Source organism: Nonomuraea sp. CX421 (assembly GCF_059358955.1).
This window is the reverse complement of record NZ_JCADBK010000003.1, coordinates 524,180-538,768: the sequence shown is the minus strand read 5'-3', so window position 1 is coordinate 538,768 and position 14,589 is coordinate 524,180. Positions and strand designations below refer to the sequence as shown.

16 protein-coding genes are annotated in these 14,589 nt (G+C 67.9%); 8 read left to right on the top strand and 8 right to left on the bottom strand.

The genetic code is table 11. The features are described 5' to 3' along the window. Positions 1-5 precede the first annotated feature (5 nt). Positions 6-998, top strand: a complete 993-nt coding sequence (locus tag AC5L3X_RS08615) for a GlxA family transcriptional regulator (RefSeq protein WP_494856193.1) — start codon at positions 6-8, stop codon at positions 996-998. Positions 999-1,043: 45 nt separating this feature from the next. Here AC5L3X_RS08615 and AC5L3X_RS08610 read toward each other — a convergent pair whose 3' ends face one another. Next, entirely contained in the window at positions 1,044-1,520 is a 477-nt protein-coding gene (locus AC5L3X_RS08610; RefSeq protein ID WP_225264005.1) for a MarR family winged helix-turn-helix transcriptional regulator, read from the bottom strand. Between the two features lie 57 nt (positions 1,521-1,577). On the opposite strand from AC5L3X_RS08610, the gene AC5L3X_RS08605 reads away from it, so the two are divergent. Beyond that, a complete protein-coding gene (locus AC5L3X_RS08605; protein WP_494856192.1) occupies positions 1,578-2,354 on the top strand; it encodes an alpha/beta fold hydrolase in 777 nt (258 codons plus the stop codon). Positions 2,355-2,405: 51 nt separating this feature from the next. On the opposite strand, the gene AC5L3X_RS08600 is transcribed toward AC5L3X_RS08605, so the two are convergent. The 4 genes from AC5L3X_RS08600 to AC5L3X_RS08585 form a co-directional block, all read right to left on the bottom strand. Next, entirely contained in the window at positions 2,406-2,834 is a 429-nt protein-coding gene (locus tag AC5L3X_RS08600; RefSeq protein ID WP_189127321.1) for a hypothetical protein, read from the bottom strand. Positions 2,835-3,113: 279 nt separating this feature from the next. Continuing rightward, a complete protein-coding gene (fmdA, locus tag AC5L3X_RS08595) occupies positions 3,114-4,361 on the bottom strand; it encodes a formamidase (protein WP_189127322.1) in 1,248 nt (415 codons plus the stop codon). A 79-nt stretch (positions 4,362-4,440) separates the two neighbouring features. Next, complete coding sequence (locus tag AC5L3X_RS08590) at positions 4,441-5,106, bottom strand: AmiS/UreI family transporter (protein ID WP_494856248.1); 666 nt, start codon at positions 5,104-5,106, stop codon at positions 4,441-4,443. A 117-nt stretch (positions 5,107-5,223) separates the two neighbouring features. Continuing rightward, on the bottom strand, positions 5,224-5,502 hold the full coding sequence (locus AC5L3X_RS08585; protein WP_494856190.1) for an FmdB family zinc ribbon protein: 279 nt from the start codon (positions 5,500-5,502) through the stop codon (positions 5,224-5,226). 375 nt (positions 5,503-5,877) lie between these two features. Between AC5L3X_RS08585 and AC5L3X_RS08580 the strand changes: the two genes are divergently transcribed. The 3 genes from AC5L3X_RS08580 to AC5L3X_RS08570 all read left to right on the top strand — a co-directional run bounded on the left by AC5L3X_RS08580 (position 5,878) and on the right by AC5L3X_RS08570 (position 9,854). Beyond that, positions 5,878-6,729, top strand: coding sequence for a DUF72 domain-containing protein (locus AC5L3X_RS08580; RefSeq protein ID WP_494856188.1), 852 nt, complete (start codon positions 5,878-5,880; stop codon positions 6,727-6,729). Between the two features lie 107 nt (positions 6,730-6,836). After that, positions 6,837-7,766 (top strand): hypothetical protein, encoded by a 930-nt coding sequence (locus AC5L3X_RS08575; RefSeq protein WP_494856186.1) that lies wholly within the window; start codon positions 6,837-6,839, stop codon positions 7,764-7,766. A 300-nt stretch (positions 7,767-8,066) separates the two neighbouring features. Next, on the top strand, positions 8,067-9,854 hold the full coding sequence (locus tag AC5L3X_RS08570; protein ID WP_494856185.1) for a flavin-containing monooxygenase: 1,788 nt from the start codon (positions 8,067-8,069) through the stop codon (positions 9,852-9,854). On the opposite strand, the gene AC5L3X_RS08565 is transcribed toward AC5L3X_RS08570, so the two are convergent. Next, entirely contained in the window at positions 9,855-10,394 is a 540-nt protein-coding gene (locus AC5L3X_RS08565; protein WP_494856183.1) for a GNAT family N-acetyltransferase, read from the bottom strand. It abuts the gene before it with no gap. Beyond that, positions 10,391-10,747: a YciI family protein gene (locus AC5L3X_RS08560; protein ID WP_494856181.1), complete on the bottom strand. Its 357-nt coding sequence runs from the start codon at positions 10,745-10,747 to the stop codon at positions 10,391-10,393. The genes AC5L3X_RS08565 and AC5L3X_RS08560 overlap by 4 nt, the downstream gene beginning before the upstream one ends. Positions 10,748-10,870: 123 nt before the next feature. Here AC5L3X_RS08560 and AC5L3X_RS08555 point away from each other — a divergent pair, with 123 nt between their 5' ends. The 3 genes from AC5L3X_RS08555 (at position 10,871) to AC5L3X_RS08545 (ending at position 13,835) form a co-directional block, all read left to right on the top strand. Then, positions 10,871-11,182 (top strand): hypothetical protein, encoded by a 312-nt coding sequence (locus AC5L3X_RS08555; RefSeq protein ID WP_494856179.1) that lies wholly within the window; start codon positions 10,871-10,873, stop codon positions 11,180-11,182. Positions 11,183-11,190: 8 nt separating this feature from the next. Further along, positions 11,191-12,339, top strand: coding sequence for a bifunctional WXG100 family type VII secretion target/C40 family peptidase (locus AC5L3X_RS08550; RefSeq protein ID WP_494856178.1), 1,149 nt, complete (start codon positions 11,191-11,193; stop codon positions 12,337-12,339). A gap of 95 nt (positions 12,340-12,434) precedes the next feature. Continuing rightward, positions 12,435-13,835: a hypothetical protein gene (locus AC5L3X_RS08545; protein WP_494856177.1), complete on the top strand. Its 1,401-nt coding sequence runs from the start codon at positions 12,435-12,437 to the stop codon at positions 13,833-13,835. A gap of 105 nt (positions 13,836-13,940) precedes the next feature. Here AC5L3X_RS08545 and AC5L3X_RS08540 read toward each other — a convergent pair whose 3' ends face one another. Further along, positions 13,941-14,240 (bottom strand): hypothetical protein, encoded by a 300-nt coding sequence (locus AC5L3X_RS08540; protein WP_494856176.1) that lies wholly within the window; start codon positions 14,238-14,240, stop codon positions 13,941-13,943. Between the last annotated feature and the right edge of the window lie 349 nt (positions 14,241-14,589).

Below are 14,589 nucleotides of genomic sequence, written 5' to 3'. Positions count from 1 at the left end.
AGCACATGGCGAAAGAATCCTCGCACGCAGTGCGCGCGACGGGCGTGCACCGGGTCGTCGTGATCGTGGACGAGAACTCGAACCCCTTCGAGCTCGGCTGCGCGACCGAGGTCTTCGGTCTGCGCAGACCGGAGATCGGTCGTGATCTCTACGACTTCAGGCTCTGTTCGCCCGAGCCCCGCACCCTGATGCGGGACGGATTCTTCACGCTTACCGGAGTCGGCGACCTGGAGGTGGCCGACACGGCGGACACCTTGATCGTCCCCAACCGCCCCGACGTCGAGGTGCCCCGCCGCAGGTCCGTGCTCGCCGCCGTCCGACGGGCGCACGCGCGTGGTGCGCGCTTGGTCGGCTTCTGCAGCGGCGCTTTCACGCTGGCCGAGGCCGGAGTGCTCGACGGGCGCCGGGCCACCGCGCACTGGCAGTGGGCGGATTCCTTCCAGGCCCGCTTCCCTTCGGTCCAGTTCGAGTCAGACGTGCTGTTCGTGGATGACGGGGACATTCTCACCGCAGCGGGGAGCGCGGCCGCCCTCGACCTTGGGCTGCATGTGGTCCGACGCGACCACGGCGCGGAGATCGCCAACTCTGTGAGCCGGCGCCTGGTCTTCGCGGCGCACCGGGACGGTGGGCAGCGGCAGTTCGTGGAGCGTCCCATACCCGACCTGCCGGACGAGTCCTTGGCTCCTGTCCTGGCCTGGGCCCAGGAACGCCTCGACTCGCCGCTCACGGTGTCCGACCTCGCGGCGCGTGCGGCGGTCAGTCCGGCGACGCTGCATCGCCGCTTCCAGGCGCAACTGGGCACGACGCCGTTGACGTGGCTCACGGGAGAACGACTTGCCTTGGCATGCCGGTTGATCGAGCGGGGTGAGTCTCGCTTCGAGATGGTCGCGCGGAGCAGCGGGCTCGGCACCGCCGCCAATTTGCGCACGCTGATGCGTCGCGCGACCGGCATCACTCCTTCGGCCTACAGGCGCAGGTTCGGGCCTGAGATGAGTTGACGGCGGGGGCGTCCATGGCCGGAGGGCTGACGCGGGCCGGCCACGTCAGCCGTCCAGGTCGACGTTGTCGACGAGTTGGAGGAGGCGGGAGAGCACCCGGATGCAGGTGGCGACCTCGGCCTCGGTCAGGTCGCCACCGATCTGGCTCAGCACCGCGCGCTCGCGGGCCATGACGGCGGTGATGGCGGCGCGCCCCTCCTCGGTCAGCCGGATGAGCGACGACCGCTGGTGCGCCGGGTTGGGGACTGACTCGACGAGGTGGCGCGCGGCCGCGTCGTTGATCATGCGTTGGACGAACTGGCGGCTCAACGCCTGAGCCCGGCCCATCTGGGGGACGGTCATGGGCCCGTGCTCACGCAGCATGTTGAGCACGGCCCGCACCCCGACCGACAGGCCCTCGATGGGCGCGTCCTGCTCGACCTTGCGCTGGGCGCGCCGGTACAGCGGCCCTACCAGGTCGAACACCTCCATGAGCCGGTCGGTCAGCTCTTCGGACGCCTGGGCACGCTCTGTGTCGCTCACTCCACCATGATGACACCTGAGTTGTCATTGTGCGCCAATGATGACACCTTGGTTGTCATGAATGACTTGTTCTGGCTCGACACCGGCTCCGGCCGACCCCTCGTCCTGCTGCACGGCGGCTTCGTGGACCACGGCATGTGGGACGACCAGATCCCGGCCCTCGCCTCGGGACACCGCGTCATCGCGCCCGACGCCCGCGGCCATGGCCGCTCGGCCAACGCCACCGAGCCGTTCCGGCTCACCGACGACCTCGCCGCGCTGCTGCGCCACCTGGACACCGGCCCCGCCATCCTGGTCGGAGTCTCCATGGGGGCGGGCATCGCGGTCGACACCGCGCTGGAGCACCCCGACTTGGTCAGCGCCGTGGTCGTCAGCGGCGCCGGCACCAGCGAGCCGTACTTCACCGACCCCTGGACCACCCAAGCGCTGACCACGTGGCACGCGGCGATGGCCGCCGGCGACCTGGACGCCTCGATCGAGGGATTCATACGGTTCGCCGCGGGGCCGCACCGCACCCTCGACGATCTCGATCCCGGCGTCGTGAGCCACCTGCGGCGGCTGGCCCGGGACACCATGTCCAAGCACACCGCCGGCGAACCCGACCGGCTCGTACCGGTGCGCGACACCTGGGAGCGCGCCGCCGGAATCGACGTTCCGGTGCTCGCCGTCAACGGCGCCGTCGACTCGCCCGACCACATCGGCATGGCCGAACGCCTCGCCGGCACGGTCGTCAACGGCCGCGTCATCTCGATCGACGGGACCGCCCACTACCCGAACATGGAACGCCCGGACCTCTTCAACAAGATCCTCGAAGACTTCCTGCGCACCGTGTGACCGTCATGTCGTACCTCTCGAGGGGGTACGGCCGGGCGCGGAGCCGGGGGCTCACGGCGCGCCGGCGATGGCGCACGCGCGGCACGGGGGCCGTCCGCAGGTGCACTGCATGATCGCCTCAAGGACGTCGTGGTCGTGGTAGAGGCACCGGTCATTGCAGGTGTGACGCGGGACGAACCCTGCCTGGATCTCGTCGGGCCAGGGGTCCTCGCCTTCGCGGCAGCGTACGAACTGCTCGGGGTCCGTCGCGTGCAGCCCCTCCATGCGCGACCGCGCCTGGGTCTCCAGCGCCCGCGTCTCGGCCACCATGGCCTTGAGCTGGGTGGCGAGGTCGGAGTACCGGTCGTCGCCGGTTCGTACGTGTGCCGCCCGCAGCGCCATCACGGCGTTGCCCAGGAAACGGCCGGCGTCCTGGAGGTCGGTGGTGTGGTGCAGCTGGATGCCTGTCACGCCCCGGACCCACACGGCGTCGTTGTTCATCGTTCAGACCTTTCAAAGGGGGGCGCTCGTGTTCCGGAGTTATTTATGGCTATACGCGAGGATAACCGGAACTTGAGCGTGATTTATCGTACGTGTGGTCCTGATGAAAGGGCTGGCAGGGGCTTGCACGGGGCGCTGAGCCGGCGCGGAAGGCGTACGGGACGACCGCCGGGCGTACCTGTATCGCAAAATAGAATTTGACCATGTTTTTAACGAAAAATGCCGCAAACCCTTGCCTGGTGATGATTCCAGGCAGGGGTTCACGTCACGGCGTGGCGGTCAGGTCGTCACGGCGCACTGTCCCCGGTCCATCTTCACCGGCCCTTCCGCGGTCGGACGGACGTCGAAGTCGAAGATGCCGGTGGGCAGGTAGAGCGAGCAGCACGCGTTGGGAATGTCGACGATCCCGCTGACCCGCCCCTCGATCGGAGCCGAGCCGAGGAGCAGGTACGCCTGCTCGCCGGTGTAGCCCCACTTCTTCAGATACTCGACGGCGTTGAGGCAGGCCCTGCGGTAGGCCACCGTCGCGTCGAGGTAGTAGTTGGTGTCGGTGTCGTGGTCGACCGAGATCCCGATGAACGAGAGGAACTCGGAGTATCGGGGCTCGACGTTCCCCGGCATGAAGACCGGGTTGGTGGTGACACCGTACTTCTCCATGCCGCCCTTGATGAGGTCGACGTGGAAGTCGATGTAACCGCCCATCTCGATCGCGCCGCAGAAGGTGATCTCGCCGTCGCCCTGGCTGAAGTGCAGGTCACCTCCGGACAGTTTGGCGTCCTTCACGTGCACCGGGTAGAAGACCCTCGCTCCACGGGTGAAGTTCTTGATGTCGTGGTTGCCGCCGTTCTCGCGTGCCGGGACGGTGCGGGCGCCCTCGTTGGCGATCCGCTCCATCACGTCGCCCATCGCCGTGCCGGTGATGGCGTTCTCGGGCAACGGCGGCAGGCCCAGCGGCGGGACCCGGTGCGGATCGGTGTCGATGAGCGCCTGCTCCCGGCGGTTCCAGGACTCGAGCAGTGCCGCCGACGGCGCGGTGCCGAACAGCCCGGGATGGGTGATGCCGGTGAACCGCACACCCGGCAGGTGACGGGATGTGGCGGACATTCCGTGGAAGTCCCAGATCGCCTTGTAGGCGTCCGGGAAGTAGTCGGTCAGGAAGCCGCCGCCGTTCGCCTTGGCGAAGATGCCGGTATAGCCCCACCCCTGTCCGGGCGCCTGTCCCATCTGCTGCGGAACCGGGCCGAGATCGAGGATGTCGACGATCAGCAGATCGCCCGGCTCGGCTCCGTCCACCCCGATGGGCCCGCTCAGCACGTGCGCGACGGTCAGATCGACGTCTCGTACGTCGTTCGCGGAGTCGTTGTTGCCTATCTGGGCGTCGGTCCATTCTCTGCATTCGATCCGGAATTCATCTCCTGGGTGCACCATGTCGGCCACCGGAACATCCGGGTGCCACCGGTTGTGGCCGGGTATTTTCTGATCACGCATGGATTTCGACTGGTCTATGCTGAATATGACCTTGGGCATGATGATCGGCCTTTCTTCGATAACGGTGTCCTGCGCCTGCCGTACCACCTCCTGTCGCGACCACGGGTTTCACGGTGTGCTAAGTCCAGTGCTGGCGATGCTTGTCGTCATGGGCGCCCATCGACTCCTCGCCTGAGCCCGGTGTCGTGGCGGTGAGTTGCCGCTGCCGGGCGAGCAGCCACAGCCCGATGAAGACCACCAGGCCGAAGACGGCGAGGATGAGGGCGTAGAGCCCCAGGTTCACCCAGTAGCCAGTGAGGATCATGAACGCGGGGATCGCCGCCGTGACCCACCCCTGGATCGCCGCGACCCAGCCGGTGTATCTGGTGATCTCCTCGCGCTTCAGTCCCAGCAGCACGAAGAACAGGGTCCACAGGAAGGCCCAGTAGAGCCAGATGACCCCGAACGCCGGGTCGGCCAGGAGTTGGAAGTTCGCGTACGAGTAGCCGAGCGCCATGATGGCCACGAACAAGGAGAAGTAGCCGACTCCCGTGGAGTCGAATCCGCCCAGCAGGGTGATCCCGACATAGAGATAGGTGAAACCGAAGAGATAGAGCCCCGACGCGTTCAGGAGTGCGGCCGGCACGTCGGGATTGGCGATGATCAGCACGGTGGGCGTGACCACCTGCAGGGCCCCGACAAAGAGATTGAAGATCGCGGCCGCACGTGGCTCCACCTTCTTCAGGAGCATCAGTCCGTTCAGGAAGAGCACCGCGCCGACGTAAAGTAGCCCGACGGCTCCCATCAGCAACGCACCTCCTTGTGCTCGTGATGGATGGTTTCCGGCCGACCGTGCCGACCGTGCCGACCGTGCCGACCGTGCCGAGCGATCCGGCCCGTGGCGCGCGACCCCGTCGGCCCGTCAGGGCCGGGGAAGGCGTCGCAGCGCGGGGTGCTGCGGCGGCGGGCGGCGCCCCCTAGAAGGCAGGCCGGTGACGACCTCGGGTGCTTCCCGTCCCTGCTCCTCGCGGGCGAGCGCGGTGGACACGGCCGTGGGCACCTGGTTGAGGTACGGCGCGGAGAAGACGCGAGGCGCCGGGAGGTGGCACACGGGGCAGTCGCACACCGCCGTGGCAGTGCCTATGGGCAGCCGTATCTCGAATGACCCACAATCAAGGCAGCGATACTCGTAGGTTGCCATAGGCGCTCCCGCCGGAGGTCGACCCCACTGTTTCCGGCCCTTGGTAAACGAATTTCGTCAATTCAATCACCGGTTGTGGTGATTGAGGCCGCACTTTCAGACAACCTCCGGCGGAAACCCGTGTCAAGGTCGGCGGCGGGGGTCGTGGAACAGCGGAAAAATTCCGGCCCGAAGCTGAAACCTGTTCGCCGCGCCATTTTGCATGGCCATTCTTTGCGGGGGTGCGGCGAATGATTTCCCGAGGGCGTGGGCGAATTTCCCGATATTTGACTCGGGCGGGTGTGCGACGTCACCGAAGCTTTCCGGACCGTTCTGGACGGCTCTGGACCGTTCTGGGCCGCGCCGTTCGAGAGGCGCAGGCGGTAGCGTCGGGGCATGCGTCTTCATGTGGGATGCGCGATGTGGGCGCACGCGTCGTGGCAGGGGCGTTTCCTGCCTCATCCGCTGCCTCCCGCCGAACGCCTGCGGGCCTATGCGACCTGGTGCAACGCGGTCGAGGGCAACACGACGTTCTACGCGACACCGGCGAAGAGCACGGTGGAGTCGTGGGCCCGGCAGTGCGGGCAGGACTTCCGGTTCGTGGTCAAGCTGCCCAAGCCCATCACGCACGAGCGCCGTCTCGTCGGCGTGGACGACGAGCTCCGGTCGTTCGTGGACACGATGGAGCCGCTCGGCCCGCGTGTCCACAGCCTGTGGATCCAGCTGCCCGGCTCGTTCGCGCCGAACGATCTCGGCGCCTTGGCGGCCTTCCTGCACCGGCTTCCCCGTTCGCACAGATACGCGGTCGAGGTCCGCCACCGGGCCTTCTTCGAGGACGGGCGTGCCGCGCGACTGCTCGAAGAGGTGCTCGCCCGAGCCGATGCCGAGTGGATCCCGTTCGACACCACCGCGTTCTTCCAGAGCCCTCCGACCAGCGACGCCGAACGGGACGCGTGGACGAAGAAGCCCCGCGTGCCGCGCCGGTCGTCGGCTCTGACAGACCGGCCGATCGTTCGCTATCTGGGCAGGGACGCCACGGAACGGACGGTCGAGGGCTGGCAGCCGTGGATCGGCACGGTCGTCGAATGGCTGCGCGAAGGCCGCTCGCCGACCGTGTTCGTCCACACCCCCGACAACGCCGACGCGCTGACGCTCGCCCGCCGTTTCCACGACGACGTGCGGAGCCGCCTGCCCGAGCTGGAGCCGCTGCCCGACCCGATGCCGGCCGAGCCGCTGTCCCTGTTCTGACCGCGCTCGGGCCCAACCTCCTGAGTTGGATCAGTCGTGACGGGTTGCGAACTGAGAGGCCCCTTCGCGCGTCGAACATCCCAAAGACTTCGTGGTGGGAGAAATCCGTGATGCACAAGACCCTGGCCGTAGTGACACTCGGCGCCTCCGTGCTGCTGGCCGCCACCCCGGCCGCGGCTGCCGTCTCCGTCGCGCCGGTCGGCACGGCCGATGACGCGACGGCGGCGCGGGCGATCTCCGGCGCCGCCGTGTACGCCGGCTACCAGCGGGGCTACACCGTCTCCCGGCACCGGCCGGGCGCCGCGCCGAGCACGCTGGCCAAGCCGGGCGACAGCCCGCAGTTCGCGGCCTCGCCCGACGGCCGCAAGGTCGCCTGGATCACGGCCGGCGGGCTGCTGCGGGTGCGCGAGGGCGCCAAGGTCACCACCGCGGCCAGGGGGCTGCAGGGTGGCACGCCCTGCCTGTCTCCCGTCTGGTCGCCCGACTCGCGGCGGGTGGCGTACGTGCACGTGGGGCGCAACCCCGCGGGGTCGGTGAGCGTGGTCAACGCCGACGGCACGGGTGAGCGGGTGCTCGGCAGCACCCGCGGCGTGTGTCATCTGGCCTGGTCGCCCGACGGGCGCTACCTGGCGGGCTACGCCGGCACCACCGCCGGCGTCTACCGGCTGGACGTGAAGAGCGGGAAGGCGGCCAAGGTCAAGGGGGTCGCCCTGGCCAACCACGTGCAGAGCCTGTCGCCGGGCGGCAGGTACGTGGTCGTACGGACGCTGCGGGCCGGTGACGACGCCGGCGACGGGTCGTGGCCGGAGTGGTTCACGCCGACGCTGGTCGACACGGTCACCGGGCGCAAGCTGCCGATCGCGGTGAAGGGACGGCAGATCGGGGCGTTCCACCTGGCCGACGGGCGGCTGGTGGTCAGGGTGGCCGGAAGCGGCGGCAACGCCCTGGTGGTTCTGGACCAGCGGGGCCGCGTGGTGCAGCGCCTGTCCGAGCCGGTCGCGGCCAAGGATCAGGCGCTGCTGCAAATCATCCGCTGACGGTCAGCGGATCAGCGGTGTGAGCGGAATCGGCCGAGGAACCTCTTGGCCTTCTGCTGGTTCCGCGGGTCGTTGGCCATCCGTTTGGCCTTCTCGACTGCCTCCCTGCCTTTTGGGCTGCCCAGGTAAGCGCGTACTCGATCAATGATTGTCGCCATACGCGCCCCCTACCCAGGACGGCAGGTCGAATGCGTCAGGTGGCCCCTTGCCGGATGTGATTTCGGAATGACATTCTGGAATTGCTGCGCAGCGGACGCCGCCCGGCATCCGGCACTCGTGGACCCGACCTCCGGAGCACGCATGCCCGCCATCGACAAAGACACCCTCCGCCGTAGATACCTTGAGGAACGCGACAAACGCCTCCGTCCCGACGGCAACGACCAGTACCTCCAGATCACCGGTCGGCTCGCGCACTACCTGGACGATCCGTACACCCCGCGGGTCGAGCGCGAGCCCAAGACCGACCACGTAACGGTCGCGTTCATCGGGGGCGGCTTCGCCGGCCTGGTCACCGGCGCGCGCCTGCGGGAGGCGGGTGTCGACGACGTACGCCTCATCGAGAAGGGCGGCGACTTCGGCGGCACCTGGTACTGGAACCGCTACCCAGGCGCGCAGTGCGACACGGCGTCGTTCGTGTACCTGCCGCTGCTCGAAGAGACCGGCCACATGCCGACCGAGAAGTACGCGCACGCGCCCGAGATCCTGGAGCACTGCCGGCGCATCGGCAAGCACTTCGGCCTGTACGACAACGCGCTGTTCCACACCGAGGTCCAGGATCTCGAATGGGACGAGAGCCGATCCCGCTGGATCATCCGCACGAACCGGGGCGACGAGTTCACCGCCCAGTTCGTCGCCATGGGCACCGGCCCGTTGCACGTGCCGAAGCTGCCGGGGATCCCGGGCATCGAGTCGTTCAGGGGGCACTCGTTCCACACGAGCAGGTGGGACTACGACTACACGGGCGGCGACCCGTCCGGCGCGCCGATGGACCGGCTGGCCGAGCGGCGGGTGGCCATCATCGGGACGGGCGCGACCGCCGTCCAGTGCGTGCCGCATCTGGCGCGGGCCTGCGCGGAGCTGTACGTCTTCCAACGCACGCCCTCCTCCGTCGACGTACGCGACAACCGGCCGACCGATCCCGAGTGGTTCGCCGAGATCTCCACGCCCGGCTGGCAGCAGCGCTGGCTGGAGAACTTCACGGCCAACCAGGCGGGCGGCATGCCCGAGGACGATCTGGTGATGGACGGCTGGACCGACATCGCCCGCCGGGTCCGCTCCAGGATCATGACGCTCCCGCCCGAGGACCGGAGCGTGGCCAGGATGCTGGAGGCTTTCGAGGACTACGACTTCGAGAAGATGGAGGAGATCCGGGCCCGCGTCGACTCCATCGTCGAGGATTCCGAGACCGCCCAGAAGCTGAAGGCCTGGTATCGCCAGCTGTGCAAGCGGCCCTGCTTCCACGACGAGTACCTCCAGGCGTTCAACGTCCCCGGCACCCACCTGGTCGACACCGACGGCAAGGGCGTGGAGCGCATCACCGAGACCGGGGTGGTCGTCGCCGGCAGGGAGTACGAGGTCGACTGCGTCATCTACGCCTCCGGCTTCGAGGTCGGCACCGAGCACACGCGGCGGGCCGGTTTCGACCTGACCGGCCGCGGCGGCGTCAGGCTCTCCGAGCACTGGGCCGAGGGCATGCGCACGCTGCACGGCATCCACGTACACGGTTTCCCGAACGCCTTCATCGTGCAGCCGACGCAGGGCGCCAACCTCATCTCCAACATCCCGCACAACCTCACGGAGGCGGGCCGGACGATCGCCATGCTGGTCAGGCACGCGCTCGACCACGGGTTCGACGAGATCGAGGTGTCGGAGGAGGCGGAGAACGCCTGGGTCGAGCTGCTGCTGTCGGGAGCCGGGATGCTGCTGGGATCGCCGGACTGCACACCGGGCTACTACAACAACGAGGGCCGCGACCCAGGGGCGCGAGGGCGGCTCATGGTCGGTTACCCGCACGGGGCGATGGCCTACTTCAGCTACCTCGACGGATGGCGCGCATCCGGCGTGTTCGAGGGTCTGGAGTTCCGCTGATCAGCGGTTCGGCCGGTCCACCCGGTAAAGGTAGTGGACGGGATCGTCGATCGGGTTGTCAGGCTCCAGGTCGCCCACGGCGACGCGGCGCAGTCCGGCCTTCTCCAGGGCCCGCCAGGAGGCGCGGTTGGCGGCCGACACGGGCACCAGCAGGCAGGTGGCCTCCGGCAGCTCGGCCCAGGTGCGCTCGGCGATCGAGCGGATCATGGCCGTGCCGAGGCCACGGCCGACCTGGCCGGGATCGCCGATCAGATAGTCGATGGTCACCGCGCCCTCGGGCACGTCGACGATGGGCGCGAGCTCGGTCAGGTAGTCGGGGTAGTCGGCCAGCCGTGAGCGCTGGACGAGGCCGAGCGGCCGGCCGTCGAGCAGGGCGAGCAGGTCCTCGGACGGCTCCTCGCCCCTGGCCGCGGGGCCGAAGTCACGCTCCACGGCCTCCATCGAGGTCTCGTGGTTCCACCAGCGGGCCACGTGCGGCTGCCGCAGCCATTCGCGCAGCATGGGGAAGTCCCGCTCGTTCAGCCGCCGCCAGGTGATCACCCGGCCTCTTCTCCCTGGAAGGGGCGCACCTCGACCGGGAGGTGTGCCACCGCGCGGGCCAGCTTGCGTCCCCATGCGAGCGCGGCGTCCAGGTCGGGGGCCCGGATGACGGTGAATCCGCCGATGTGCTCCTTGCCCTCGGTGTAGGGGCCGTCGGTCATGAGCACCTCGCCGTCGCGCAGCCGGAGCACGGTGGCCGTGCTGGGGGAGTGCAGCCCGCCGGAGAAGACCCACACCCCGGCGGCCCTCATCTCCTCGCCCACGGCGTCGAGCTCCCGCATGATCGGCTCCAGGACCTCGGCTGGGGGCGGATCCCCATCAGGCTGGTACATGCTGAGCAGGTAGTGCTTCATGTCGAATCCTCCTCGTCGCTGATCTGATATCACACCGTGGGCTCTCCCTCCTCCCTTCTTGATCGTTGGGTGCTACCTTTACTGGGGCAATTGTTGTTTATGGGGCGCGAAGGATGGGGCTCGGTGGCAGGCTTCGAGATCTACTTTGATGCCCTGGAAAACTGCGCTGACAGGGCGTTGGCCATCTCCAAGCAGTTCAAGGGCATCGCCGACGAGACTCCCCCGGCCGTCAGCACCGCCATTTTCGGGTCACTCAGCGGCAGGTCAGGCAAGCTCGCCACTGCCGTCAACAATCTGGAGAACAAGATCCAGAGCGAGGCGAAGTCCGCACAGGAGAACCTGGGCAAGGTAGAGGCAGCTCTGGATCAAGTGATCACGAACATCAGAAGGTCCGACAACGCGGTAGTCGCCCCGGACACGCAGGTGAGGGTGTAATGGCAGGCTTGGACGGCTACCTCGCCCCCATCCGGCGCATCCTCAAGGACCTGACCGGTGACGCGGGTGAGATCCAGAAGATCTCGGAGCGCTGGAAGAAGCTGGCGCCTACCGTGGCAAGTCACACCGGAGCCCTCAACCGTGCGGTCAAGACGGTGGACGACGCCTGGAACGGCCAAGCCGCTGAGAGCTTCAGTACCTACATGGCGAAATATCCTGAAGGCGGGGCGAAGCTGGCGACGGCGCTGGCCCGCAGCGCCGGCAGGATCGACGCGGTGGGAAGCGCGTTGACCGAAGCGAAGGGGCAGGTCCAGGACCTCCACGACACATTGAGCGCGTGGCTGAAGCAGCAGGAGCAGAAGAAGGGCAATCTCGTCGCGTCGACCCTGCAGAGGGAGGCGAACAAATTCACGACGCAGGCCAAGCAGCACGAGCAGACGGTCATGGACGCCATCGACCAGGCCCTCACCGAGATCAACGAGCACCTCGGCGCCAAGTTCTTCTCCGGCATCCCCGCCCCCGGTGATGAGAACTTCCTTCCGAAGAACGCCAAGCTGGGCTGGACCATGGATCCCAAGTTCAAGGATGCGGCCACCACCCAGCCGGCTGCCGACAACAGCGGCAAGCCGCAGGACGGCGGCAGCGGTGAAAAGCCGCAGGACAGCGGCAGCGGTGACAAGCCGCAAGAGAGCGGGAACGGCTCGAACACACCTGCGGCCAACCCGGCGCTGGCCAAGGACGCGCCGAAGGCGGAGGAGCTCACCGACAACCCCGAAGCGCAGAAGGTCCTTGACTACGCGTTGAAGCAGCTCGGCGACCCTTACGTGTACGGCGCGAACAGCGAGGAGGCGTTTGACTGTTCCAGCCTGGCGAAACAGGCGTACGGCGCGGCCGGGATCGATCTTCCCCGGGTTGCCGACGATCAATGGAATGCCGGACCACGCGTCGCTGGTGCCCCTCAGGCTGGAGACCTGGTCTTTTTCGACTGGGAAGGTGACGGCGTAGTCGACCACGTCGGCATCGTGACCGATCCGGAGGCGCAGAAGATGATCCACGCCCCCAGAACGGGGGAGCACGTCAAGATCGAAGAATATGGCAGCAGAGGTGGCATCGTGGGTTACACCCGGCCGGGAAGCACTCCCGTCGCTCAGGCCTGAGCGGCCTGCCGTCTCCGTGACGGGGCCGCCTGATCGGTCGGAGGTCGTGAATGGTGCGGGATATCGGACAGCAAGTGAAGCCTCCGTACTGACCGATGCAGGTCAATCGGACGTCGCTGATCCGGGCCGCCCAGGGGCTGGAGGAGTCGGCCGACCTGTTCGGCCGGAACACCGAGAAACTGCTCGCGGCCACCATCGGTGGAGTCCGGTCGCCATGGGGCGTCGGCGTCATCGGGATGGTCATGGACCGGGTGAACGAGCTGCTCGGCGATGCCTGCCGCCACCTGCGCGCCAACCTCGACGCGAGTGGTGCGGGCTTCCTGGCGATGGCCGAACGCCACGCCGTCGCCGAGCGTGCCGCGCTGGCCGCCGTCCCCGGCGCGGTGGTGCCCTCCTCAGCCGAGATGCCGCCCGGTTTCACGCAGAGCAGGGTCGAGCGTGGTATGGCGGACGTGGCGCGTCCGGCGACGAGTGGCGGTGAGGAGCGCGGGCTGATGCTCCCGCTCGCGTTGGAGACCGCCTTTGCGATGCTGGGGGTCCCGTGGCCCACCGAGGACGAGGTTCGATTACGGGAGTGCGCCGCGACCTACGAGGCGTGCGGCCGTACCCTCACCGCGGAGGTCATTCCGCTCGCCCAAGGCGCCGTCAGGCACGCCACCGCGAACAACGCCGGGGACGATATCGACGCGGCCACCGTGTTCTGGAACGGTTATCACCGGCAGGGCGACGACTCCGAGCATCTGTCCAGCCTCGCGACCACCCTGCACACCCTGGCCGGTCTGCATGACATGTCCGCGACCGTCGTCCAAGTCATCAAATGGACTTTTATCGCGCTGGCGGGCATCGTGGCCGCAGCCCTGGTGTGGGCGGCGGTGGCCGCCGCCTTCACCACGGGAGGCGCCACACTGTACGCGCGGACGGTCATCGCTGGCCTGCGGTCCATCGCTCAGCGCGTAACGACGGTCTTCCGGGGCGGATTCGAACGGTTTCTCGGCCAGACCCTGGTTCGCGGCGTCGAAACCCGTCTCCAACGCATTCTCGGCGCCCGCGGGCCCGCCGTCGCGAAACCGGAGCGACCGGCCGCGGCGCCGGTCAAGTCGGTGGCCCCGGTTCGACCCGCGGCGCCTGCCCCAGCGGGACGGACGCCGCCGAGTACCCAGAAGGCTTCGCCCTACGCATTCGAGCCGACCGATCCACCAGTGGGTGAGAACAGTCGGCTGAGGATCGAGACCATCCGGGGGAACATGCACAGGGACGGGTACGTGGGCAGGCCCGTCGCCGTCGTCTCGCATGAGGGGAGGATGTTCGTGGTGGACGGCAATCATCGCCTGCGAGCCTCCGAGGGGGTGCTGGATGAGATCCCTTACCGGGAGGTCGAGCTTCCCTTTCTCGGCTTCAGAACCATGGAAGACGTACTGGAGGAGTGGGAAGCGAGCAAGCGCCTGCTGCCGGAATGGATGGCGGAGAGAGCCGCGCGGCGACCCGGACACGGCTGAGCCGCCGGCAGGTCGTATGTGACCGCCGCAGGACCGGCACCGGCCCGGGACCCTCCGTACGACCGCGTCGGTGCGGACCATGCCGGGGTCTCCGTCACAGGTGGATCAGAGGAAGCGCGCGAGCCGGAACCTGCGTACGGTCAGGGGGACGGTGCACTGGCTGATCAGCCGGATCTTCCGGAGGCGGGTCTTCTTGTTGATGGTGACCTTCACGCACTTCAGCCGCACGTCGTGATCGCCGAGCAGCGTGTAGTAGGAGATGATGACCGCGCGCCGGCCGAGACCCCGGTCGGAGAGCCCCAGCCCCACCTCCCGGTAGAGCCGCCGCGACCCCTTGAGGGCGAACGCGGTGGAGCCGATGAGCGCGTGGTTGGCCGTCGTGGGGCAGTGCACGAAGATCCGCAAAACGTCGTTCTGGCGGGGCAGTTCGGGCAGGACCCGCAGTGACGTGATCTTCTTCCAGTCCTTCGGCGGCGAATCGTCGGAGGATGCCGACGACGAATCTTCAGATGATGACGAATCATCAGAAGACGGCGAATCGTCAGAAGACGGCGAATCGTCGGAGGTCGGCGGCGCCGTGCGCGCGTCGGCCGCCGGACCCATGGCGAGAGCGGCGACCAGGGCCATTCCCATGAGGACACGCATCTCTTCCCCCTGCCGGACGGACGCCCAGGTGTCGGCGGCGCCCTCGCGTGGAGCAGCGCAACGCCGGTAACAGATGGCGGCCCTGGACGAGGAAACCCGTGCTGAACAG